Source organism: Pseudactinotalea terrae (assembly GCF_009733845.1).
GTDB classification, from domain to species: Bacteria; Actinomycetota; Actinomycetes; order Actinomycetales; family Beutenbergiaceae; genus Pseudactinotalea; species Pseudactinotalea terrae.
The window spans coordinates 286,108-301,174 of the sequence record NZ_WNXZ01000001.1; the positions used below are offsets into that span (position 1 = coordinate 286,108).

General features: G+C 69.2%; 12 protein-coding genes, 1 tRNA gene and 1 pseudogene. 10 read left to right on the forward strand and 4 right to left on the reverse strand.

Annotation, left to right across the window (positions count from 1 at the left end; genetic code table 11):
* Positions 1 to 158 precede the first annotated feature (158 nt).
* From GPA03_RS01370 to GPA03_RS23180, 9 genes and pseudogenes are all read left to right on the forward strand, one after another.
* On the forward strand, positions 159 to 1,175 hold the full coding sequence (locus tag GPA03_RS01370) for an LLM class oxidoreductase (protein ID WP_156250212.1): 1,017 nt from the start codon (positions 159 to 161) through the stop codon (positions 1,173 to 1,175).
* Positions 1,176 to 1,198: 23 nt separating this feature from the next.
* On the forward strand, positions 1,199 to 2,494 hold the full coding sequence (locus GPA03_RS01375; protein ID WP_156250213.1) for a glutamate-5-semialdehyde dehydrogenase: 1,296 nt from the start codon (positions 1,199 to 1,201) through the stop codon (positions 2,492 to 2,494).
* 108 nt (positions 2,495 to 2,602) lie between these two features.
* Positions 2,603 to 2,746, forward strand: coding sequence for a hypothetical protein (locus GPA03_RS01380; protein ID WP_156250214.1), 144 nt, complete (start codon positions 2,603 to 2,605; stop codon positions 2,744 to 2,746).
* Positions 2,747 to 2,782: 36 nt separating this feature from the next.
* Positions 2,783 to 3,439: a nicotinate-nucleotide adenylyltransferase gene (gene nadD / locus GPA03_RS01385; RefSeq protein ID WP_156250215.1), complete on the forward strand. Its 657-nt coding sequence runs from the start codon at positions 2,783 to 2,785 to the stop codon at positions 3,437 to 3,439.
* A complete protein-coding gene (locus GPA03_RS01390) occupies positions 3,436 to 4,662 on the forward strand; it encodes a hypothetical protein (RefSeq protein WP_156250216.1) in 1,227 nt (408 codons plus the stop codon). The genes nadD and GPA03_RS01390 overlap by 4 nt, the downstream gene beginning before the upstream one ends.
* Before the next feature lie 13 nt (positions 4,663 to 4,675).
* Positions 4,676 to 5,092 carry a ribosome silencing factor gene (rsfS, locus tag GPA03_RS01395; protein ID WP_156250217.1) on the forward strand — a complete coding sequence of 139 codons (417 nt, stop codon included), beginning with the start codon at positions 4,676 to 4,678 and terminating at the stop codon, positions 5,090 to 5,092.
* Positions 5,089 to 5,709 carry a histidine phosphatase family protein gene (locus GPA03_RS01400; protein WP_156250218.1) on the forward strand — a complete coding sequence of 207 codons (621 nt, stop codon included), beginning with the start codon at positions 5,089 to 5,091 and terminating at the stop codon, positions 5,707 to 5,709. The genes rsfS and GPA03_RS01400 overlap by 4 nt, the downstream gene beginning before the upstream one ends.
* Positions 5,710 to 5,764: 55 nt before the next feature.
* Positions 5,765 to 5,837: transfer RNA gene (locus GPA03_RS01405), tRNA-Ala, on the forward strand.
* 355 nt (positions 5,838 to 6,192) lie between these two features.
* A pseudogene (locus GPA03_RS23180) lies at positions 6,193 to 6,446 on the forward strand (IS110 family transposase); the annotation flags it as partial.
* Between the two features lie 469 nt (positions 6,447 to 6,915).
* Here the strand turns inward: GPA03_RS23180 and GPA03_RS01410 are convergent.
* The 3 genes from GPA03_RS01410 to GPA03_RS01415 form a co-directional block, all read right to left on the reverse strand.
* Positions 6,916 to 7,761 carry a LacI family DNA-binding transcriptional regulator gene (locus GPA03_RS01410; protein ID WP_241681027.1) on the reverse strand — a complete coding sequence of 282 codons (846 nt, stop codon included), beginning with the start codon at positions 7,759 to 7,761 and terminating at the stop codon, positions 6,916 to 6,918.
* 79 nt (positions 7,762 to 7,840) lie between these two features.
* Entirely contained in the window at positions 7,841 to 7,972 is a 132-nt protein-coding gene (locus tag GPA03_RS22970; protein ID WP_277754854.1) for a hypothetical protein, read from the reverse strand.
* 187 nt (positions 7,973 to 8,159) lie between these two features.
* On the reverse strand, positions 8,160 to 10,106 hold the full coding sequence (locus GPA03_RS01415) for a cellulase family glycosylhydrolase (RefSeq protein ID WP_156250220.1): 1,947 nt from the start codon (positions 10,104 to 10,106) through the stop codon (positions 8,160 to 8,162).
* 127 nt (positions 10,107 to 10,233) lie between these two features.
* On the opposite strand from GPA03_RS01415, the gene GPA03_RS01420 reads away from it, so the two are divergent.
* A complete protein-coding gene (locus tag GPA03_RS01420; protein WP_156250221.1) occupies positions 10,234 to 11,292 on the forward strand; it encodes a LacI family DNA-binding transcriptional regulator in 1,059 nt (352 codons plus the stop codon).
* Between the two features lie 141 nt (positions 11,293 to 11,433).
* On the opposite strand, the gene GPA03_RS01425 is transcribed toward GPA03_RS01420, so the two are convergent.
* Positions 11,434 to 15,048, reverse strand: coding sequence for a glycoside hydrolase family 38 N-terminal domain-containing protein (locus tag GPA03_RS01425; RefSeq protein WP_156250222.1), 3,615 nt, complete (start codon positions 15,046 to 15,048; stop codon positions 11,434 to 11,436).
* Positions 15,049 to 15,067: the final 19 nt, after the last annotated feature.

Consider the following 15,067-nt stretch of genomic DNA (forward strand, 5'->3'; position numbering starts at 1 on the left):
GGCACCTCGGGCCGTTCGCTGCAGGCATCTGAGCCGCAGCACCGCCCCTTCGGCTGCCGCCCTCGGTAGGTAACCCTCCCGTCGTCGTCGAGTGGCACGACAAGGACGCGGTGAGCGGCTACCGAGCGTCCTTCGAACCTGCTCACAAAGGCACCCTCGTGACCATCTCTTCCGCGAACCACCGTTCCTCCTTCCTGGCCCTCGACCTCTCCGGCACCGGCGCCCCGCGCTCGTGGGCCGGCTCCGGCGACAGCGAGTCGGAGGCCTTCATCATGGGCCGGCTCGCCGGCCTGGCGTCGCTCGCCGACAAGGGCGGCGTCGATCTCATCACCCTCGGCTCCACCTTCCGGCTCGGCAGCGGTCGTCGCCGCGACGACTGGCTCGACGGCGCACTCGCCGCTTCCCGGCTCGGGCGCCACACCAGCAACCTCACCGTGGCCGCGTCGGTCCCGCTCGGCGTGACCGACGTCGCGCACGTGGCCAGCGCCGTCGCCAGTGTGCACAAGGCGACCGCGGGCCGCGCGGCCTGGCAGGTGGAGGGCGGTTCCCGCCCGCTCTCGGCGCGCGCCGTGGAAGGCGTCATCGGTGCCCTCGCCGCTCCGCGCGTCAGCCGCCGCACCGGCCGTGACGTCAGCACCAGGGCTGCCCAGGTGGTCGTGACCGTGCGCGAGCCGCTGGATCTCGAGCTGGCGGCCGCGCGCGCCGATGTCGCCCGCATCCGCGTCGCGACTCTCGACGAGGCCGTCGCTGCTCGCGCGGCGATCCGCCAGGCTGCCGCCGACTGGGGCCGCGACGCCGACGAGATCCGGGTGCTGGTCGACGTCCGCACCGTGCTCGGGGCCGACGACGAGGGCGCACGCGCTCGGGCGGATCTCCTCGCCATCCTCGACGACGAGAGCGAGAGCGGCACCGACACCTCGCTGCTCGCCTTCGTGGGCACCTCGGCGGGGCTCGCCGAGCTGTGGCAGGAGTGGGTCGCCGCCGGTGCCGCTGACGGCTTCACGGTGATCCCCGCCTCGGTGCCCACCGATGTCCTCGCCGTCGTCACCGAGCTCGTCGGGGAGCTCACCGCGCGCGGTTTGCGTGGCGCGGTCGAGCGTCAGGCCCCGGTGGCGCCGCGCAAGCGCGTGGCCGCAGCCCACGGGGCTCGCCGCCGGGTCGCCGTGGGCGTCTGAGCGGCGTCGGTAAACTGGTGAGCATGACCGCAGCAGACGTCTCGGACGCCACCGTCGAGGTGGAGTCGGCGGTGCGAGAGGTGGCCCGGCGCGCCAAGGTGGCGGCTCGTTCGCTCGCGACCGCCACCCGTGCGACGAAGGATGCCGCCCTGCACGCGATGGCGGACGCACTGGTGGCTCACCAGGCGGAGATCGTGGCAGCGAACGCGATCGACTGCGAGCGCGAGAGCGCCGCAGGCATGGCGCCGTCGCTCGTCGACCGGCTGCGGCTCGACTCGGGGCGCGTGCACGCGATCGCCGACGCGCTCCGCGAGCTGGCGGCACTTCCCGACCCTGTCGGTGAGGTGATCCGTGGTGAGCGGCTGCCCAACGGCCTCACGGTGCGCCAGATCCGGGTGCCGATGGGCGTCGTCGGGATGATCTACGAGGCCCGGCCGAACGTGACGGTCGATGCAGCTGGCCTTGCGCTGAAGTCCGGCAACGCCGTGGTGCTGCGGGGTGGTTCGGCCGCCGCGGAGTCCAACGTGGCGATCGTGCGGGTGCTGCAGGACGCACTCGCCCGTGTCGGGCTCCCTCGCGACCTGGTCGCGTCGATCGATGCCTGGGGGCGGCCCGGCGCGCAGGCGCTCATGCAGGCGCGGGGTCTCGTCGACGTGCTGGTGCCGCGGGGTGGCGCGGACCTGATCCAGACCGTGGTGCGGACCTCGACCGTGCCGGTCATCGAGACGGGCGTCGGGAACGTCCACATCTACGTGGACGCGAGTGCCGACGTCGAGCAGGCTGTCGCGATCATCCTCAACTCCAAGACGCAGCGCACCGGTGTCTGCAACGCGGCCGAGACGCTGCTGGTGCACGCTGACGCCGCTCCCCGAGTGCTGCCCGCGGTGCTCGCCGCGCTCACCGGAGAAGGCGTGGTCCTGCACGCCGATGAGGCTGCTGCGGCGCTCGCGCCGGCGGGCGCGCAGGTGGTCCCCGCGCAGGAGGCGGACTGGCAGACCGAGTATCTGTCGCTGGACCTGGCGGTCAAGGTGGTCAGCGATCTCGACGAGGCGTTGGAGCACATCCGCGCCTACAGCTCGGGTCACACCGAGGCGATCCTCACCCGCGACACCACGGCTGTGCGGCGTTTCACCACCGAGCTCGACTCGGCCGCGATCATGGTCAACGCCTCCACCCGTTTCACCGACGGTGGGCAGCTCGGCCTGGGCGCGGAGATCGGCATCTCCACGCAGAAGCTGCACGCTCGTGGGCCGATGGGGCTGGCCGAGCTGACCACCTCGACGTGGGTCGTCGAGGGGGACGGGCACGTACGCCCCTGATCGTGCAACACACCCCGACCGGCGTGCACGCTCGCACCGCCGGGTGCACGTGCCAGAATGCTGTGGGTCCCGAGATGAAAGAGGTTGCCGCCGATGAGGAGTTCCCTGGTGAGCTTCGCCGCTGAGGGCGGGCAGAGCTTTGGCGAGATGGTGCCGATCGGCTACGGCATCGTCGCCATCGTCATCCTGCTCTCGCTGCTGATCGTCACGTTCGCCTTTCGCAGTGTGGGCACGCGGCATCGCGATCGCTGACATGTTCCACCCCCGCACCTTCGGGGTGACCGCCCGATGATCGCGGCTTCGTCAGCTCCGGCACGAATCGGGATCATGGGCGGCACCTTCGACCCGATCCACCACGGGCACCTCGTGGCTGCGAGCGAGGTCGCCTCGGTGTTCTCGCTCGACGAGGTCCTGTTCGTGCCCACCGGCGAGCAGCCGTTCAAGGCCGACCGTGAGGTCACGGTCGCCGAGCACCGTTACCTGATGGCGGTGATCGCCACGGCATCCAACCCCCGGTTCTCCGTCTCCCGCGTGGACATCGACCGCCCGGGCGTCACCTACACGATCGACACCCTGCGCGAGCTTCGCGCCCAGCTGCCCCACGCCGAGCTGTTCTTCATCACCGGCGCCGACGCGCTCAGCCAGATCCTGCAGTGGAAAGACGTCGACGAGCTCTGGCAGCTCGCCCACTTCGTGGGTGTGACGCGACCTGGTCACGACATGGACATCGATGAGCTGCCCGCGGGGGAGTACTCGCTGCTGGAGATCCCGGCGATGGCGATCTCCTCGACCGATTGCCGCTCCCGGGTGGTCGCCGACAAGCCGGTCTGGTACCTCGTGCCCGACGGCGTGGTGCAGTACATCGGCAAGCATGGCCTCTACCGTGACCCGGAGACCTACACGGTCGGTGGCCGCGACCGCCAGACAGGTGGTGTCCCGGTATGACCGAGGAGGAGAGCGTGGGTGAGCGCCGCCGTCGGCGCGAGGCCGAACGAGCCGCCCGCCAGGCCCAGCTGACACGCCGCGAGCTCCGTGCCCGTGAAGCCGCGCTGCAGACCGGCGCGATCGAGATCGACGCCACCGGCGAGGTCCGCGTCATCAACGACGAGGTCATCCAGGAGCTCTCGCCCACCCCGGAACCGCCGGTCGACCTCGAGAACACCGACACCTCCGGCTTGACGCGCCGGCAGCTCCGCGAGCTCCGCGAACGTCAGTCGGGTGCGTCCGCGGCGTCGGCAGCCTCGGCGGCGTCCGCTGCTTCGGCCGCGGAGCCGACACCGCCACGAGGCGTCGCGAGGCCCGAGCCGACCGGTGAACCCACGAAGCCGGAGCCCGCCGAGCAGGAACCGGCTCAGCCTGGAGCAGGGAAACCCGGGGCTGCGACGGCTGAACCAGAGCCCGCCGAGCCCGAGCCCACCAAGCCCGAGGCAGCAGCGCGGTCGGCGTCCACGGCGGTGCCGCCGGTGCGACGCCCGGTGGTGCGCCCCCCCGCGACCACGGGAGCGATCCGCAGTCTCGCTGAGGACGGCACCGGTCTGACCCCGGTGGTGCGTGACGAGCCCCAGCGGCGTCGGGACGACCCGGCGTTCACCGGGTCCCTGACCGCCGTCGACGACGCGATCGGCATCGACGTGACCGGCGTCCTGATGGCGAGCCCCTCGCGGCAGGACCCGGCGGAGTCGGTGCCATCGGCTGGACCGCTGCCCACCACACGCCGGTCGCGTCGAGTCGCAGGCGAGGCCGCCACCGCCGCGACGCCCGCGGAGGCTCCGAGCCAGGAGCCCGAGCCTTCGCTGGACCAGGTGATCGCGGGCGCGACCGATGAGCCGGAGCCGTTCGACGCGCGTCCGAGCTGGGTCGAGCTGCCGCCCCCCACCCCGGCGGCACCGATGGCCGCCGTTCCGGAGCCCGTGCAGACGCCGGACCCCCCGACCGAGGTGGTCGCTGCGGTCGCGCCACGGCCTGAGCCGGAGCACGACGACCCGGACGAGGACGAGGACGAGCACCGCACCCCGATGTGGCTGACGGCCCTCATGATCCTGGTGCTGGCGGTCATCGGCATCGTGCTGGGGCTGCTGGTGTGGCAGCTGGTGCAGGGCGACGACGGCGCCGCTGCTGCCGTAGCCGCTGTGATGAGCCCTGTGGGGCCGAGAGGATGGTTGACATGATGGTGGGTACTGCGTGAGCGCCGACGAGCGAGCGATCGAGCTGGCGGTTCTTGCTGCCCGTGCAGCAGCGGACAAGAAGGCACGTGAGGTGATCGCCCTCGACGTCTCCGAGCGCCTGGTGCTCACCGATGTCTTTCTGGTGACCTCGGGCTCGAGCGAGCGGCAGGTCGGCGCGATCGTCGACGGTGTCGAAGAGGCGATGCACGGCGCGGGCGTCAAGGCCCTGCGCAAGGAGGGTGTGGGCGAGGGGCGCTGGGTGCTGCTCGACTACGGCGACATCGTGGTGCACGTGCAGCACGACGAGGACCGTGAGTTCTACGCACTGGAGCGGCTCTGGAAGGACTGCCCGGTGGTGCCGCTGCCCGAGGACGTGACGAGCTCCGTCGGGGCCGACGACGATGCCCAGGCCGGCGAGGCCGAGCGCGCGTGAGCGCAGGCAGCGTCCTGCTCCTTCGGCACGGCCAGACCCCCTGGAACCTGGCGCGCCGACTGCAGGGGCAGGCGGACATCGATCTGGACGACGACGGGGTCGCTCAGGCAGAACGCGCGGCCGCAGCGTTGGCCAAGCTCCGGCCGGCGGCGATCGTCTCCTCCGACCTGACCCGCGCGCGCCGCACCGCCGAGGCCGTCGCGGACCTGGTGGGTCTGGATGTCACGCTCGACGAGCGGCTGCGCGAGCGTGCGTTCGGCACCTGGGAGGGGCTGAACCACGCCGAGATCGAGACCGGGTGGCCCGAGGCCTACGAGATCTGGAGCCGAGGCGGGCAGCCCGACGGGATCGGCTTCGAGGCCCGGGGTGAGGTCGGTGCACGGGTGGCGGCCGCCGTCGTCGAGCATGCGGAACGACTCGGCGAGGATGAGATGTTGCTCACGGTGGCGCACGGTGCTGCTATCGGCGCGGGGATCTCGACGCTGCTGGGCCAGGACGCAGGGGGGTGGAACGGCATATCAGGCCTCAGCAACTGCCACTGGTCGTTGCTGCGCCCCAGCACGAGCGGGCACCCGCCCTGGCGGCTCCACGCGCACAACGTGGGTGCCGCCGGCTGAGTTTCGTGTTCGGGTCGGTCATCGTCTACACTCGTTGAGGCCCAACAAGGGCTGCGGGGCTATGGCGCAGTTGGTAGCGCGCTTCCATGGCATGGAAGAGGTCAGGGGTTCGAATCCCCTTAGCTCCACGAGACGAGAGGAACCCCGCCAATCCTATGGTTTGGCGGGGTTTCGCTCGTCTGGTGACGGAACGGAAGTTCGAACCCGCACCGCAGCCCAGCGAGGACTACGGAGGGGCTCAGGCCGAGGGCTGATCGTTGAGATCCCAGGCCCTCTGGCCAGGCTCTCGCAGGTGCCCGCCCTGGCCCTGCTGGAGTAGGCGCGCTCCGATCAAACCCTGCATGAGAGCAAAACTGGCACATAACTGGCACACGTGCGCCGACCCCAGAGCCGGGCGTGCTGGCGACGTCGACGGTAGCGGTAGGGGACCGTCCCAGTCGCTATTGGGCGCCAACCTCAGTGGAGGCGGCTTCGGTTCCACCCGGTCGGATCCGCACCGAGGCCGCCTTCGCCCAGATCGCGGGCGCCGCGCCGATCCCCGCGTCATCGGCGAACACGATCCGTCACCGCTTCAACCGCGGCGGTGTCCGCTAGCTAGCTAGCTCAACCGGGCGCTGAAATCATCGTGCTAACCCGGCCGCGCACCGACGCGGGCGCCCGCGCCTACTCCGCGCCTGTCCGAGGGCAACACCACCAAGGAAACCCGCCGCTGCCTCAAGCGCTACGTCGCACGGTAGATCTTCCGCCCCTAGCGGCCGCCCACCCCGCGCTCGAGGTGCTCGCCTAAGCGGCTTGACAAGGCATAGAAACATCCCGTGGAGCGAGCGGCCCGTGGCCAGGGGGTACAGGCTATCTGGTGCCGGCACGGAGGTCGGGGTTACGCCACAGCGGGCGGGGACATGCTGAGGAGGTGTGGTGGTCGTCAGGTCGCGGTGGGAGGGTCGGGGTTGGCGCGCGGCGATCGGTTGGGAAGGGTAGTGGCTGCTCGCCAAGCTCACCGCGTCGGGCTTCCTCCCCTTGGCAGGCCAGTGCCGGACTGCTAGGGCTGACTCGGCCGCTCTCGCTCGCGCTTGACAGGACGCGCGGCGGTATCTCTCTGCGACCGCGGTGCACGACCCTGTTCCTATGTCACCGGGCGCGGACTGGGTCGTCACCGCGGCAAGAGCGCCCGGCTGGGCGGAGCCTGTGCCATCCCGTGCCTAGCGCTCAGCCGGGCTGCGCCGTTGAGCCCCGTGGCACGAGGTGCGGCCGCGGTGCGGTGTGGGAGAGCGCGGGCCCGCCGGCGAGCACGTTAAGCACGCAGTCGGCGGCGAGCGCGCCAATGCCATGCACGTCCAGGCTCATGACCGTCAGCGGTGGCGAGGCCAGACGGCACAGGTTCGAGTCGTCCCAGGCGACGATCGAGAGCGAGGTGGGCACGGCCACGTCCATTTCCGCCGCAACGCCGAGCCCGGCCACGGCCATGATGTCGTTGTCGTAGACGATCGCTGACGGCCGCCCCGCGCGTCCGAGCAACGAGCGGGTAGCGCTGGCGCCGCCCTCCTCGGTGTAGTCGGCCTCGAGGACCGCGCCCGTCAGGCCCAGCGAGGCGCACTGCTCGTGGAACGCCTCGACGCGGGCCTGGGTGTGCGCCATTCCTCCTGGGCCGCTCACCTGCGCCAGGTCGGTGTGGCCCAGCCCTGAGAGGTAAGCGACGGCGTCGCGCATCGCCTGCGCGTTGTCGATCCACACGTTGGTGAAAGGCAGGTCGCGCCGCGGGCCGCCGACCACGACGGTGGGCAGACCGATCTCGCCGAGCACGTCCAGTCGGTCGTCGTCGCGAGAGAGGTTGGTGAGGATGACGGCGTCGACCAGCCGGCCCTCCGCCCAGCGACGGTACGTCGCGATCTCGGCCTCGGTGTCGGGCACGACATACAGCAGCAGCGAGTGCCCCTCGCCCGCGAGCCGGCCCTCGATGCCGGCGATGAGCTCCATGGTGAATGGCTCGATCCCGAGGATGCGCGCGGGGCGCGCGAGCACAAAGCCGACGGCCCCGACAGCGCCGCGAGTCACCCGGCCCACACCAGTTGCGATCGAACCCGCCCGGGGCTTGCAGCAGCGACCACCTCGTCTGCGTTGATCAGCACGTCTCTTAGACGTCGCTGACGGACTGGCCGGTGTCCAGCCAGCGCACCGCGACACCGGTCTGCTCGGTGAAGGCGTCGAAGACGCGCTGGAGTGCGTCGCCCTCGGCTGTGCCGCGGGTCCACACGGACTGGATCAAGAGCTCGTTCCCGTTGCTGCCGCCGCCGCTGTCGCACGCGACGAGCGCATGAGCAGCGCGGCCGTCGCCGCGAGCGGGATGATCTTGCGTAGTTTCCTGCTGTGCCTCCTTGCACTTCGGTTGAGGTGCAGATTGGATTCGGACCCGTCACGGCCTCTTGGGTTGGTAGATGCATCTCTCCTCGTTCTCACACGGCGCGGCGTTCCAAGACTTGGACGCCGTATGGCCGGAGCCGCACCCCTCGGACCACGGCTCCGGACGGTTCGACGAGGATCGACGGGCCGCTGTGGACGTCCACCTTGATCTCTTCGTCGGACTGGCTGATAAACCAGGTGAAGCGGCGACCGTCCTCATGGGCCAGCTCACCGACGATCACGCGCGGGTCCTCGACCCGGACAGGGGGGCGCGCTGCGGCCTCCGCGGCCAAGGCGTCATACAGGCGCCAGGTCGGCTCGGGGTTGACGAACGGAGTCTGTGCCGCCATGTACTCGATCGGGAAGGTGCACAGCACCATCGCGCCGGTCCCAGTGCGTCGACGCAGCAGCGCGGGACGGCCAAGGGCGTCCTCGGCGATCACCTCAGCATCCACGGGCACTACGGGTAGATACGCGCGGGCGTGCTCGTTTCCGGCGACGGCGAACACCAGTTCCTCGCCCGCGGCAATGCCGCCGAAGTCGCGCCGGAACACCATCCGCAGCTCGTCGTCGGCAATCGGTGCCGGCACGCCGTAGCGGGACTGCTTGCGCACGCCGAACGTCTCGTCCAGGTTCGGCCACCAGGGTCCCCGCTGGGTCTTGTGCGCGCCCTGGAAGTACGAGCAGTAGACCGTCGCGCCGGCCTCGGCAAGCCCGCGCAGCGCCGTCCATGTCGGTGCGGTCAGCTGCTTCGTCGAGGGCACCAGATAAAGGCGGCAGTCCTCCGGCAGCCCGTCAGCCTCGCGCGCCACCCCCACCCGCAGGTCAGCCTCGCGAGCCGCGACGTATGCCTGCCGGCAGACGTCGAAGACGACGGTGGCGTCCTCTGGCTGGGTGAACGGGTACTGCCGCTCCAGGAAGGACGAGACGACCAGTGCCACGTCGGCGTCCGGGCGCGAGGTGTGGGCGATGTCCAGGCGCTCGACCTCGCGGGCGAAGTCCCGCACCTCCAATGCTTGCGGCTTGGCGCGCCCTGCGGCGTCGAACAGCCCGAAGTGCATCTCGAACGGGTGGTGTGAGTACGGCTCGACGTCCTCCAGCGCGTCGTAGTCGGTGTTGTTCCACGCGAGCCAACCGGTTGCTCCGGCGAGCAGTGTGTGGTGCAGCAGCTGCCGGTAGTAGTGCGCTGCGTGCTCCTCGCTGACGTAGTCGCTGGTGACTCCGAATTCCTCCATGATCACCGGCAGCCCGCCGATATCCAGCAGCTCGCAGACGAACGCGGCGCCCAGGTTCTGGCGCACCTGGTCGGTTTCCATCCGGTACACGTGGGGGCCGAGGAAGTCGACCAGCTCGGCGATCTCCCGCACACGGAACCCGTTGTCGCTGCCGGTGACCTCCACCCCCCACGCGCCATCACCCACCGAGACGGGCTGGCGGCCGCCACCGGCGCGCACGGCGTCGATGAGCAGCTGCGCCCAGCTGCGGACCTGCTCCGGGTCCAGGGTGCCGATTCCACGCGAACGCCAGTCACCGTAGATGGGAACCTCGTTCGTGAGCAGCCACGCAGCAACGGCCGGGTGATCGGCGAATCGCGCGGTGAGCTCGCGCACGTACCAAGCCTGGCGCGCCACGAACCACACGTCGCCGAACAGGTCCCGGCCGCCGCGCCACTCCGGGTCCCAGTTCTGGCCCGACATGTGTCCGACCAGGAACGTCGGGATCGTCGCCATGCCTAGCCGTGCGTGCTGGTCGAGGAAGTCGCGGTAACGATCCACCATCGTCTCGTCGAGAGTCTCGGGCGTGGGCATGAAGTCCGGCCAGTAGAAGAAGCTTCGCGTCAACGTCATCCCGTGAGCTCGGAGCGACTCCAGCTCCTCAGCCACGACTGCAGCGTCGTAATCCCGCCACATACGCGGGCCACCCGCGCGGGACCAGTAGTTCACGCCGATCCACGTCAGTGGCTCGCCGTTCGCGTGGAGCTTGGCAGCGTTTCGGTGCATCCGGGATCTCCGATGAAGTCGGTGGCAACAAGACCAATGTGGAACGTTCTACCGCATGATTCACCACGAGCACAAGAGGTTCTGTGGAACGTTCTCGACACGTGGACGCCGCTGCTAACGTGTCGACATGCCACCGCGTCAGCGAACAACCATCCACGACGTCGCGGCACTCGCCGGCGTGTCCCGCTCGGCCGTCTCGAAGGCCATGAACGGCAAGACAGGGCTGGCACCGGCGACGCGCGAACGGATCCTCAGCGCCGCCGAGGCACTGAGCTGGTCACCTTCACCCGCCGCCAGCACACTGCGCGGCAGCCGCACACGGTCCGTCGGCCTCGTCATCTCGCGCGGACCCGACCTGCTAACCGCCGACGCCTACTTCGCCGTCGTCATCGCCGGCGCCGAATCCGTGCTGGCACCCCAGCGCTACGGCCTGCAACTTCACCTCCTGACCGGTTCACAGACCGCTGAGGCCGACGTCTACCGGCAACTGGTCCGCGACCGCCGGGTCGACGGATTCATCCTGACCGAGTCCCGCATCCGCGACGCGCGATTCGAGCTACTCCGCGATCTCGACATCCCCTTCGTGCTTATCGGTGAGCCATGGGGCAAGGAGCAGGTCACGCACGTCCAGCCCCAAGACGCGATGGCCGGACTCATCCAGTTGGCCCAGCACCTCGTCGCGGCAGGTCACCAACGCATTCTCTACATCGGCGGCCCAGACGACTTCGTACACACGGGTCAGCGCCGGGAGAAATTCGTGCGGGCGATCGAGGCTGCCGGCGGGCCCACGCCATCAGTCGTCTCAGCAGCATTCGACGCAGACGACGCACGGAAGGCGACCCGCGCGGCACTCGCCCGCCCCGACCGACCGACCGCAATCGCCTACGGCAACGACACGATGGCGATCGCCGGGCAGAGCGAGGCCCAACGGCTTGGCTTCTCGGTGCCCCGCGACCTCGCCATCGTCGGCTACGACAGCCTACCCATGGGCGAGTGGGTATTCCCCACTATCACCACCGTCGCCCAAGACCTGCACGGCCTCGGGGCCGCCGCCGCCTCCGCGCTGTTGCGGGAACTCGGAGATGAGACCGTGTCGATCCCACCGGTAGCAGATTCGCAGCTCATCATCCGCGAGTCGACCCAGCAGCAGACCTACTCTGAACCGCCCGGAAGCCCCCAGGTTTGATGCCGTAACAACGACCCTCCGGGAGACTCAGGGCGGGCAGGCCGGCCCACGACCTTCCTCAAGGTCCCACGTCGGTTCGCCTGCGTCGCGCCAAGAAGACGCGACACTTCGTGAGGTCTCCCTGCACCATACGGCTGACCGTCAGTCGAACGTACGGTCGAGAGCGAGCATTGCAATGCCGTGAGATCGCAAGGCCACGCCGACCTGATTCGCGGCTCCTTCACTCGTGTGCAGCCCGCGCGGCAGGGAGAGCTCCACCGTCCGATCGGCGCCGGTGAGTTCCTGGAGCAGGAGGGTGAACTCGTTGTCATCGCGCTGGACGAGCTGGATGTCCACGCCCTCTGGGACGTCTCCGAGTAGTCGCCCCTCGGCATACGTGGGCACTGTGTCGGGGAGGAACCGGTCTAGGGGGAGGATCTCGGCGATCTGGGCGCCCACGCGTGCGCGACGGCCGAGCCTATGCGCACCGAGGTCGTCGACTTGGTTTGTGACAGTGATTCGGTAGCGAAGCCGCACCGTTCCTTCCTGGGCGGGCGGCGTGTTGCAGGGCCAGAAGTTGTTCATTGCGAACGAGTACAGGTGTGCAGCGCCCAGCTTGAACCGGTCGGGCCAGGCACCCCGAACGATGTCACCCACGGTGAACAGCGGCGCATCCAGTGGGGTCCAGACGATGGAACCGGACTCATCGCTCACGACGACGGCGTCGGTCGCCGACGCCCACTCGTTCGAGGCACCGGGTCCGTGGTCGCGTTCGGGATCGACCCATCCGAGTTGCCGGTCGTATCTGACTCGCGGCTCGCGAGCAGCGAACGGGAACGACACGTAGATCCCTTCGGCGTCATGGCAGGGCGCCTTGACGAATGCGATGTCGAGGTCCGCGCTGCCATCGTCACGGAGCAAGAGATCGACTCGCACGTCACGTAAGTTGGCCCCGGCGCCGCGCCAGCGCAGCCGGATCCCGTCGAAGGTCGTCGCGACCCCGGAGAAGGAGAGTTTAGGCGACTCGCGAGCGATCGAACCGTCGGCGTCTTGTGCGTAGCGGTCTTCGACGAGATCCATCACTCGTCGGGAGTGCATGTGCACGTCCGCGACGTCCAGCATCGCGACGCCGTCGTCCGCCGGCGCGTTAGGGTGCGCCGTTCGAAGAAGCTGGCCGAGGGCGACCCCGGCTGTTGGGTCGATCACCTCCCGGCCCGTAGGCAGGTGTCGGAGCCCGATCGGGAGCGTGGACGAGGGGTCCAAACGCACGTCCCACGTTGACGACGAGATCGGCTCAGAGGTCTCCACCGGCGAGAACAACCCGACCGAGACTGCCTGTTCTGGCGGTGCCTCTTCGCTCGCCGCGTCGTGTCCTGTCACGTCGACGGCGACCATACCGCGGGTCTGCGCCCCCTCACCACCGGGCACCGTGGTGCGACCGGCGCTTGCCGGAAAGTAGCGGTAGGAGTGAGCGGGCATCGCCGGCAGGGAGATGCGACACCGTCGCATCCTGTGACAGCTGCTAAGAACCTCCAGCGGCACGGCTCCATCGGGACCGAGCAGGTCGACGCCCTCGATCACGTCCAACTCGGCTTCGAGATCGGCGGGCCACGGGTGCGGGTTGTAGGCCAGATAGCCGGGACCAGTCACACCGACTACCTCAGCGAGCCGCGCGAGTTGTCGGCGCATCTCGTCGCTCGCCACCCGCTCGGCGCCCTGGATGTGACGTGCCTTCCACCCCAGCTGGTCGGCAACAGGGAACGCGTGTGGATGTGAGGTCGAGCGGGCCCACGTGAACGTGTGCTCAGCACCGATCGCCAGGTCGGCCCAGGCACGGTCGAGCTCAGCACGATTCGTTCGGGTACGAGGGTCGAGGACAGCGAGTGCGGCGCCGAGTGTCTCGACCGCGGGCACGTGAGCCTGCGCCCGGCGGTGGAGCGCGAAGAGCGCGGTCACCGAGCCGACGCCGTCCTCCCAGTAGCTGCCCTCATCGGCGGTCCAGACCGGGAGCTGGTCGTCGAGCGACGCGACTCGGGCGAAGTACTCCTCAAACGAGGAGATGCGGAAGCGGGGATAGGCGAACCGTGCGTTCCAACGCACAACGAACGAGGTGTCCCCGTCGGCTAGGTCCTCGTTGTCGGCGTGGGTGCCGATCACGGGTAGATCCGTGGGAAGGTAGTCGGGCCGCTCGAACCGGCGCAGCAGCCGGTCGAGTCCATCGGTGGCGGCCGATACAGCCTGCGGGTCCGCTGCGATGAACCGCAGCTGGGAGTAGTGGTCGGCGAAGTAGGCGAGCACCTCGCTGCCATCGGGTCCGCGCCAGCGCACGGGCGACGCGAGGTGGATCGCATCGCTGGAATCCGTGATTGCGCGGCCGTGATTCGACATATTGACGAACGCATCGATGTCAAGTGCGCGCAGCACGGTCGGCAGCGCGCTGGTGGCGGTTGGCACGTCGGTCAGGTTCGCGACCCGCATCCTGGTCACCTCCGAGTGCGGTAGGCCGGCAGCAGCATCGCCCGAGTGCAGCAGCTCGGCGAGAGACATGACGCCTGTGAGCTGATTGCTGTGCAGCGCATTGACGGAGATCCCGCCGCCGCGGATCGCGGCTAGCATCCGTTCGCCCTGAGCGCGTGATCTGGTGCGGAGATACTCCTGGGCAATCATCGCGCCGTCCAGGTGGAATCGGAACGCCGGATCGGACTCGAACCGATCGATGGCGCGATCGATGTTGCGGCAGTGCAGTTCGAGTACCTTGCCCTGCGCATCTGTGAATCCGAGATCGAGGTGGATGTGCGGGATCAGGTGCAGTGTCCACTGTCGTGCAGGCGTGACGTGGGTGGTGTGCTCGATCCCGCCGCCTTCCACGTCCACCCTGGTTGCCCCGACCATTTCAGGGGCAACGAATCGCCATCGGAACATGCCGAAGTCACGGTCGGCGGGCACGGACGGGACCTTGAGCGTGGCGTCGCCGATATGCATGACCAGACCGTCAGGCGCTTTGGTGCCCGCGCTCCACGTGAGGTTCAGGTCGATCAGCTCTCGGACGCCGTCGGGAGTCTCGACAAAGAAGGGTGTGGCGCGCACATCAGCCCGTGGGGCTCCATGCGGGCGGGTCTCGGCGGCGGTGAGCGCGATGCGGGACCATCGGATGAAGGAGCCGAACCAGGTGCCGTAGTGCTCGCGCGCCGCTGGCAGGTCCTCGCGCGGCGCTCGTAGTGGAATGTGGCTGGCGTCGTCGCGCTCGCCCGTCGAAGACGCCTCGTCCAGCACCGTGGCGATGGACAGCACGTGTCGCCCTGCACGAAGCCACTCTGCGGGTATTTCGACCACGAGGTCGACGGTGCCTGCGACCGGTCCGGGTTCGCCGGATCGGGTGCGGTCATTCCGCTCGACCGTGGGATGAAGTAGTCCACGGTGCTCGTCATCGAGGACCACTTCCAGGTCCGGGCATGGTCCGCGTTCGACGGCGAACTCGAGGTGCAGCACTGTAGGCGCCGGTTCCCAGGTCGTCTCGAAGTGGATCTCGACGCGGTGGGAACGAAAGCCGCCGGTGGCGTCGAAGACGCCGGGGTGTACCTGCGGAAATGCGGTGCCGTCGCTGCGGGCGGCGTCAACGATGGCTGTGCGTCCGTCGCTGTCTTCGCGCCATCCTGTGGTGCCATCCTGCGAGCCCTGCGGGTAGATCTCCCAGCCAACGGCGTGGTTCATGGGTGTCTCCTTGCTCTGTCGTTTGAGAGGTAGGGATCGATGGCTACGGAAGAGCGCTGTCCGCACGGACGGCGCGTCGGAGCAA

What these genes read in the sequence shown, in the direction of transcription:
- nadD (WP_156250215.1), top strand. Translation starts at nt 2,783, where the DNA reads ATGATCGCGGCTTCGTCAGCTCCGGCACGAATCGGGATCATGGGCGGC.
- GPA03_RS01390 (WP_156250216.1), top strand. Translation starts at nt 3,436, where the DNA reads ATGACCGAGGAGGAGAGCGTGGGTGAGCGCCGCCGTCGGCGCGAGGCC.
- GPA03_RS01375 (WP_156250213.1), top strand. Translation starts at nt 1,199, where the DNA reads ATGACCGCAGCAGACGTCTCGGACGCCACCGTCGAGGTGGAGTCGGCG.
- GPA03_RS01415 (WP_156250220.1), bottom strand. Translation starts at nt 10,106, where the DNA reads ATGCACCGAAACGCTGCCAAGCTCCACGCGAACGGCGAGCCACTGACG.
- GPA03_RS01420 (WP_156250221.1), top strand. Translation starts at nt 10,234, where the DNA reads ATGCCACCGCGTCAGCGAACAACCATCCACGACGTCGCGGCACTCGCC.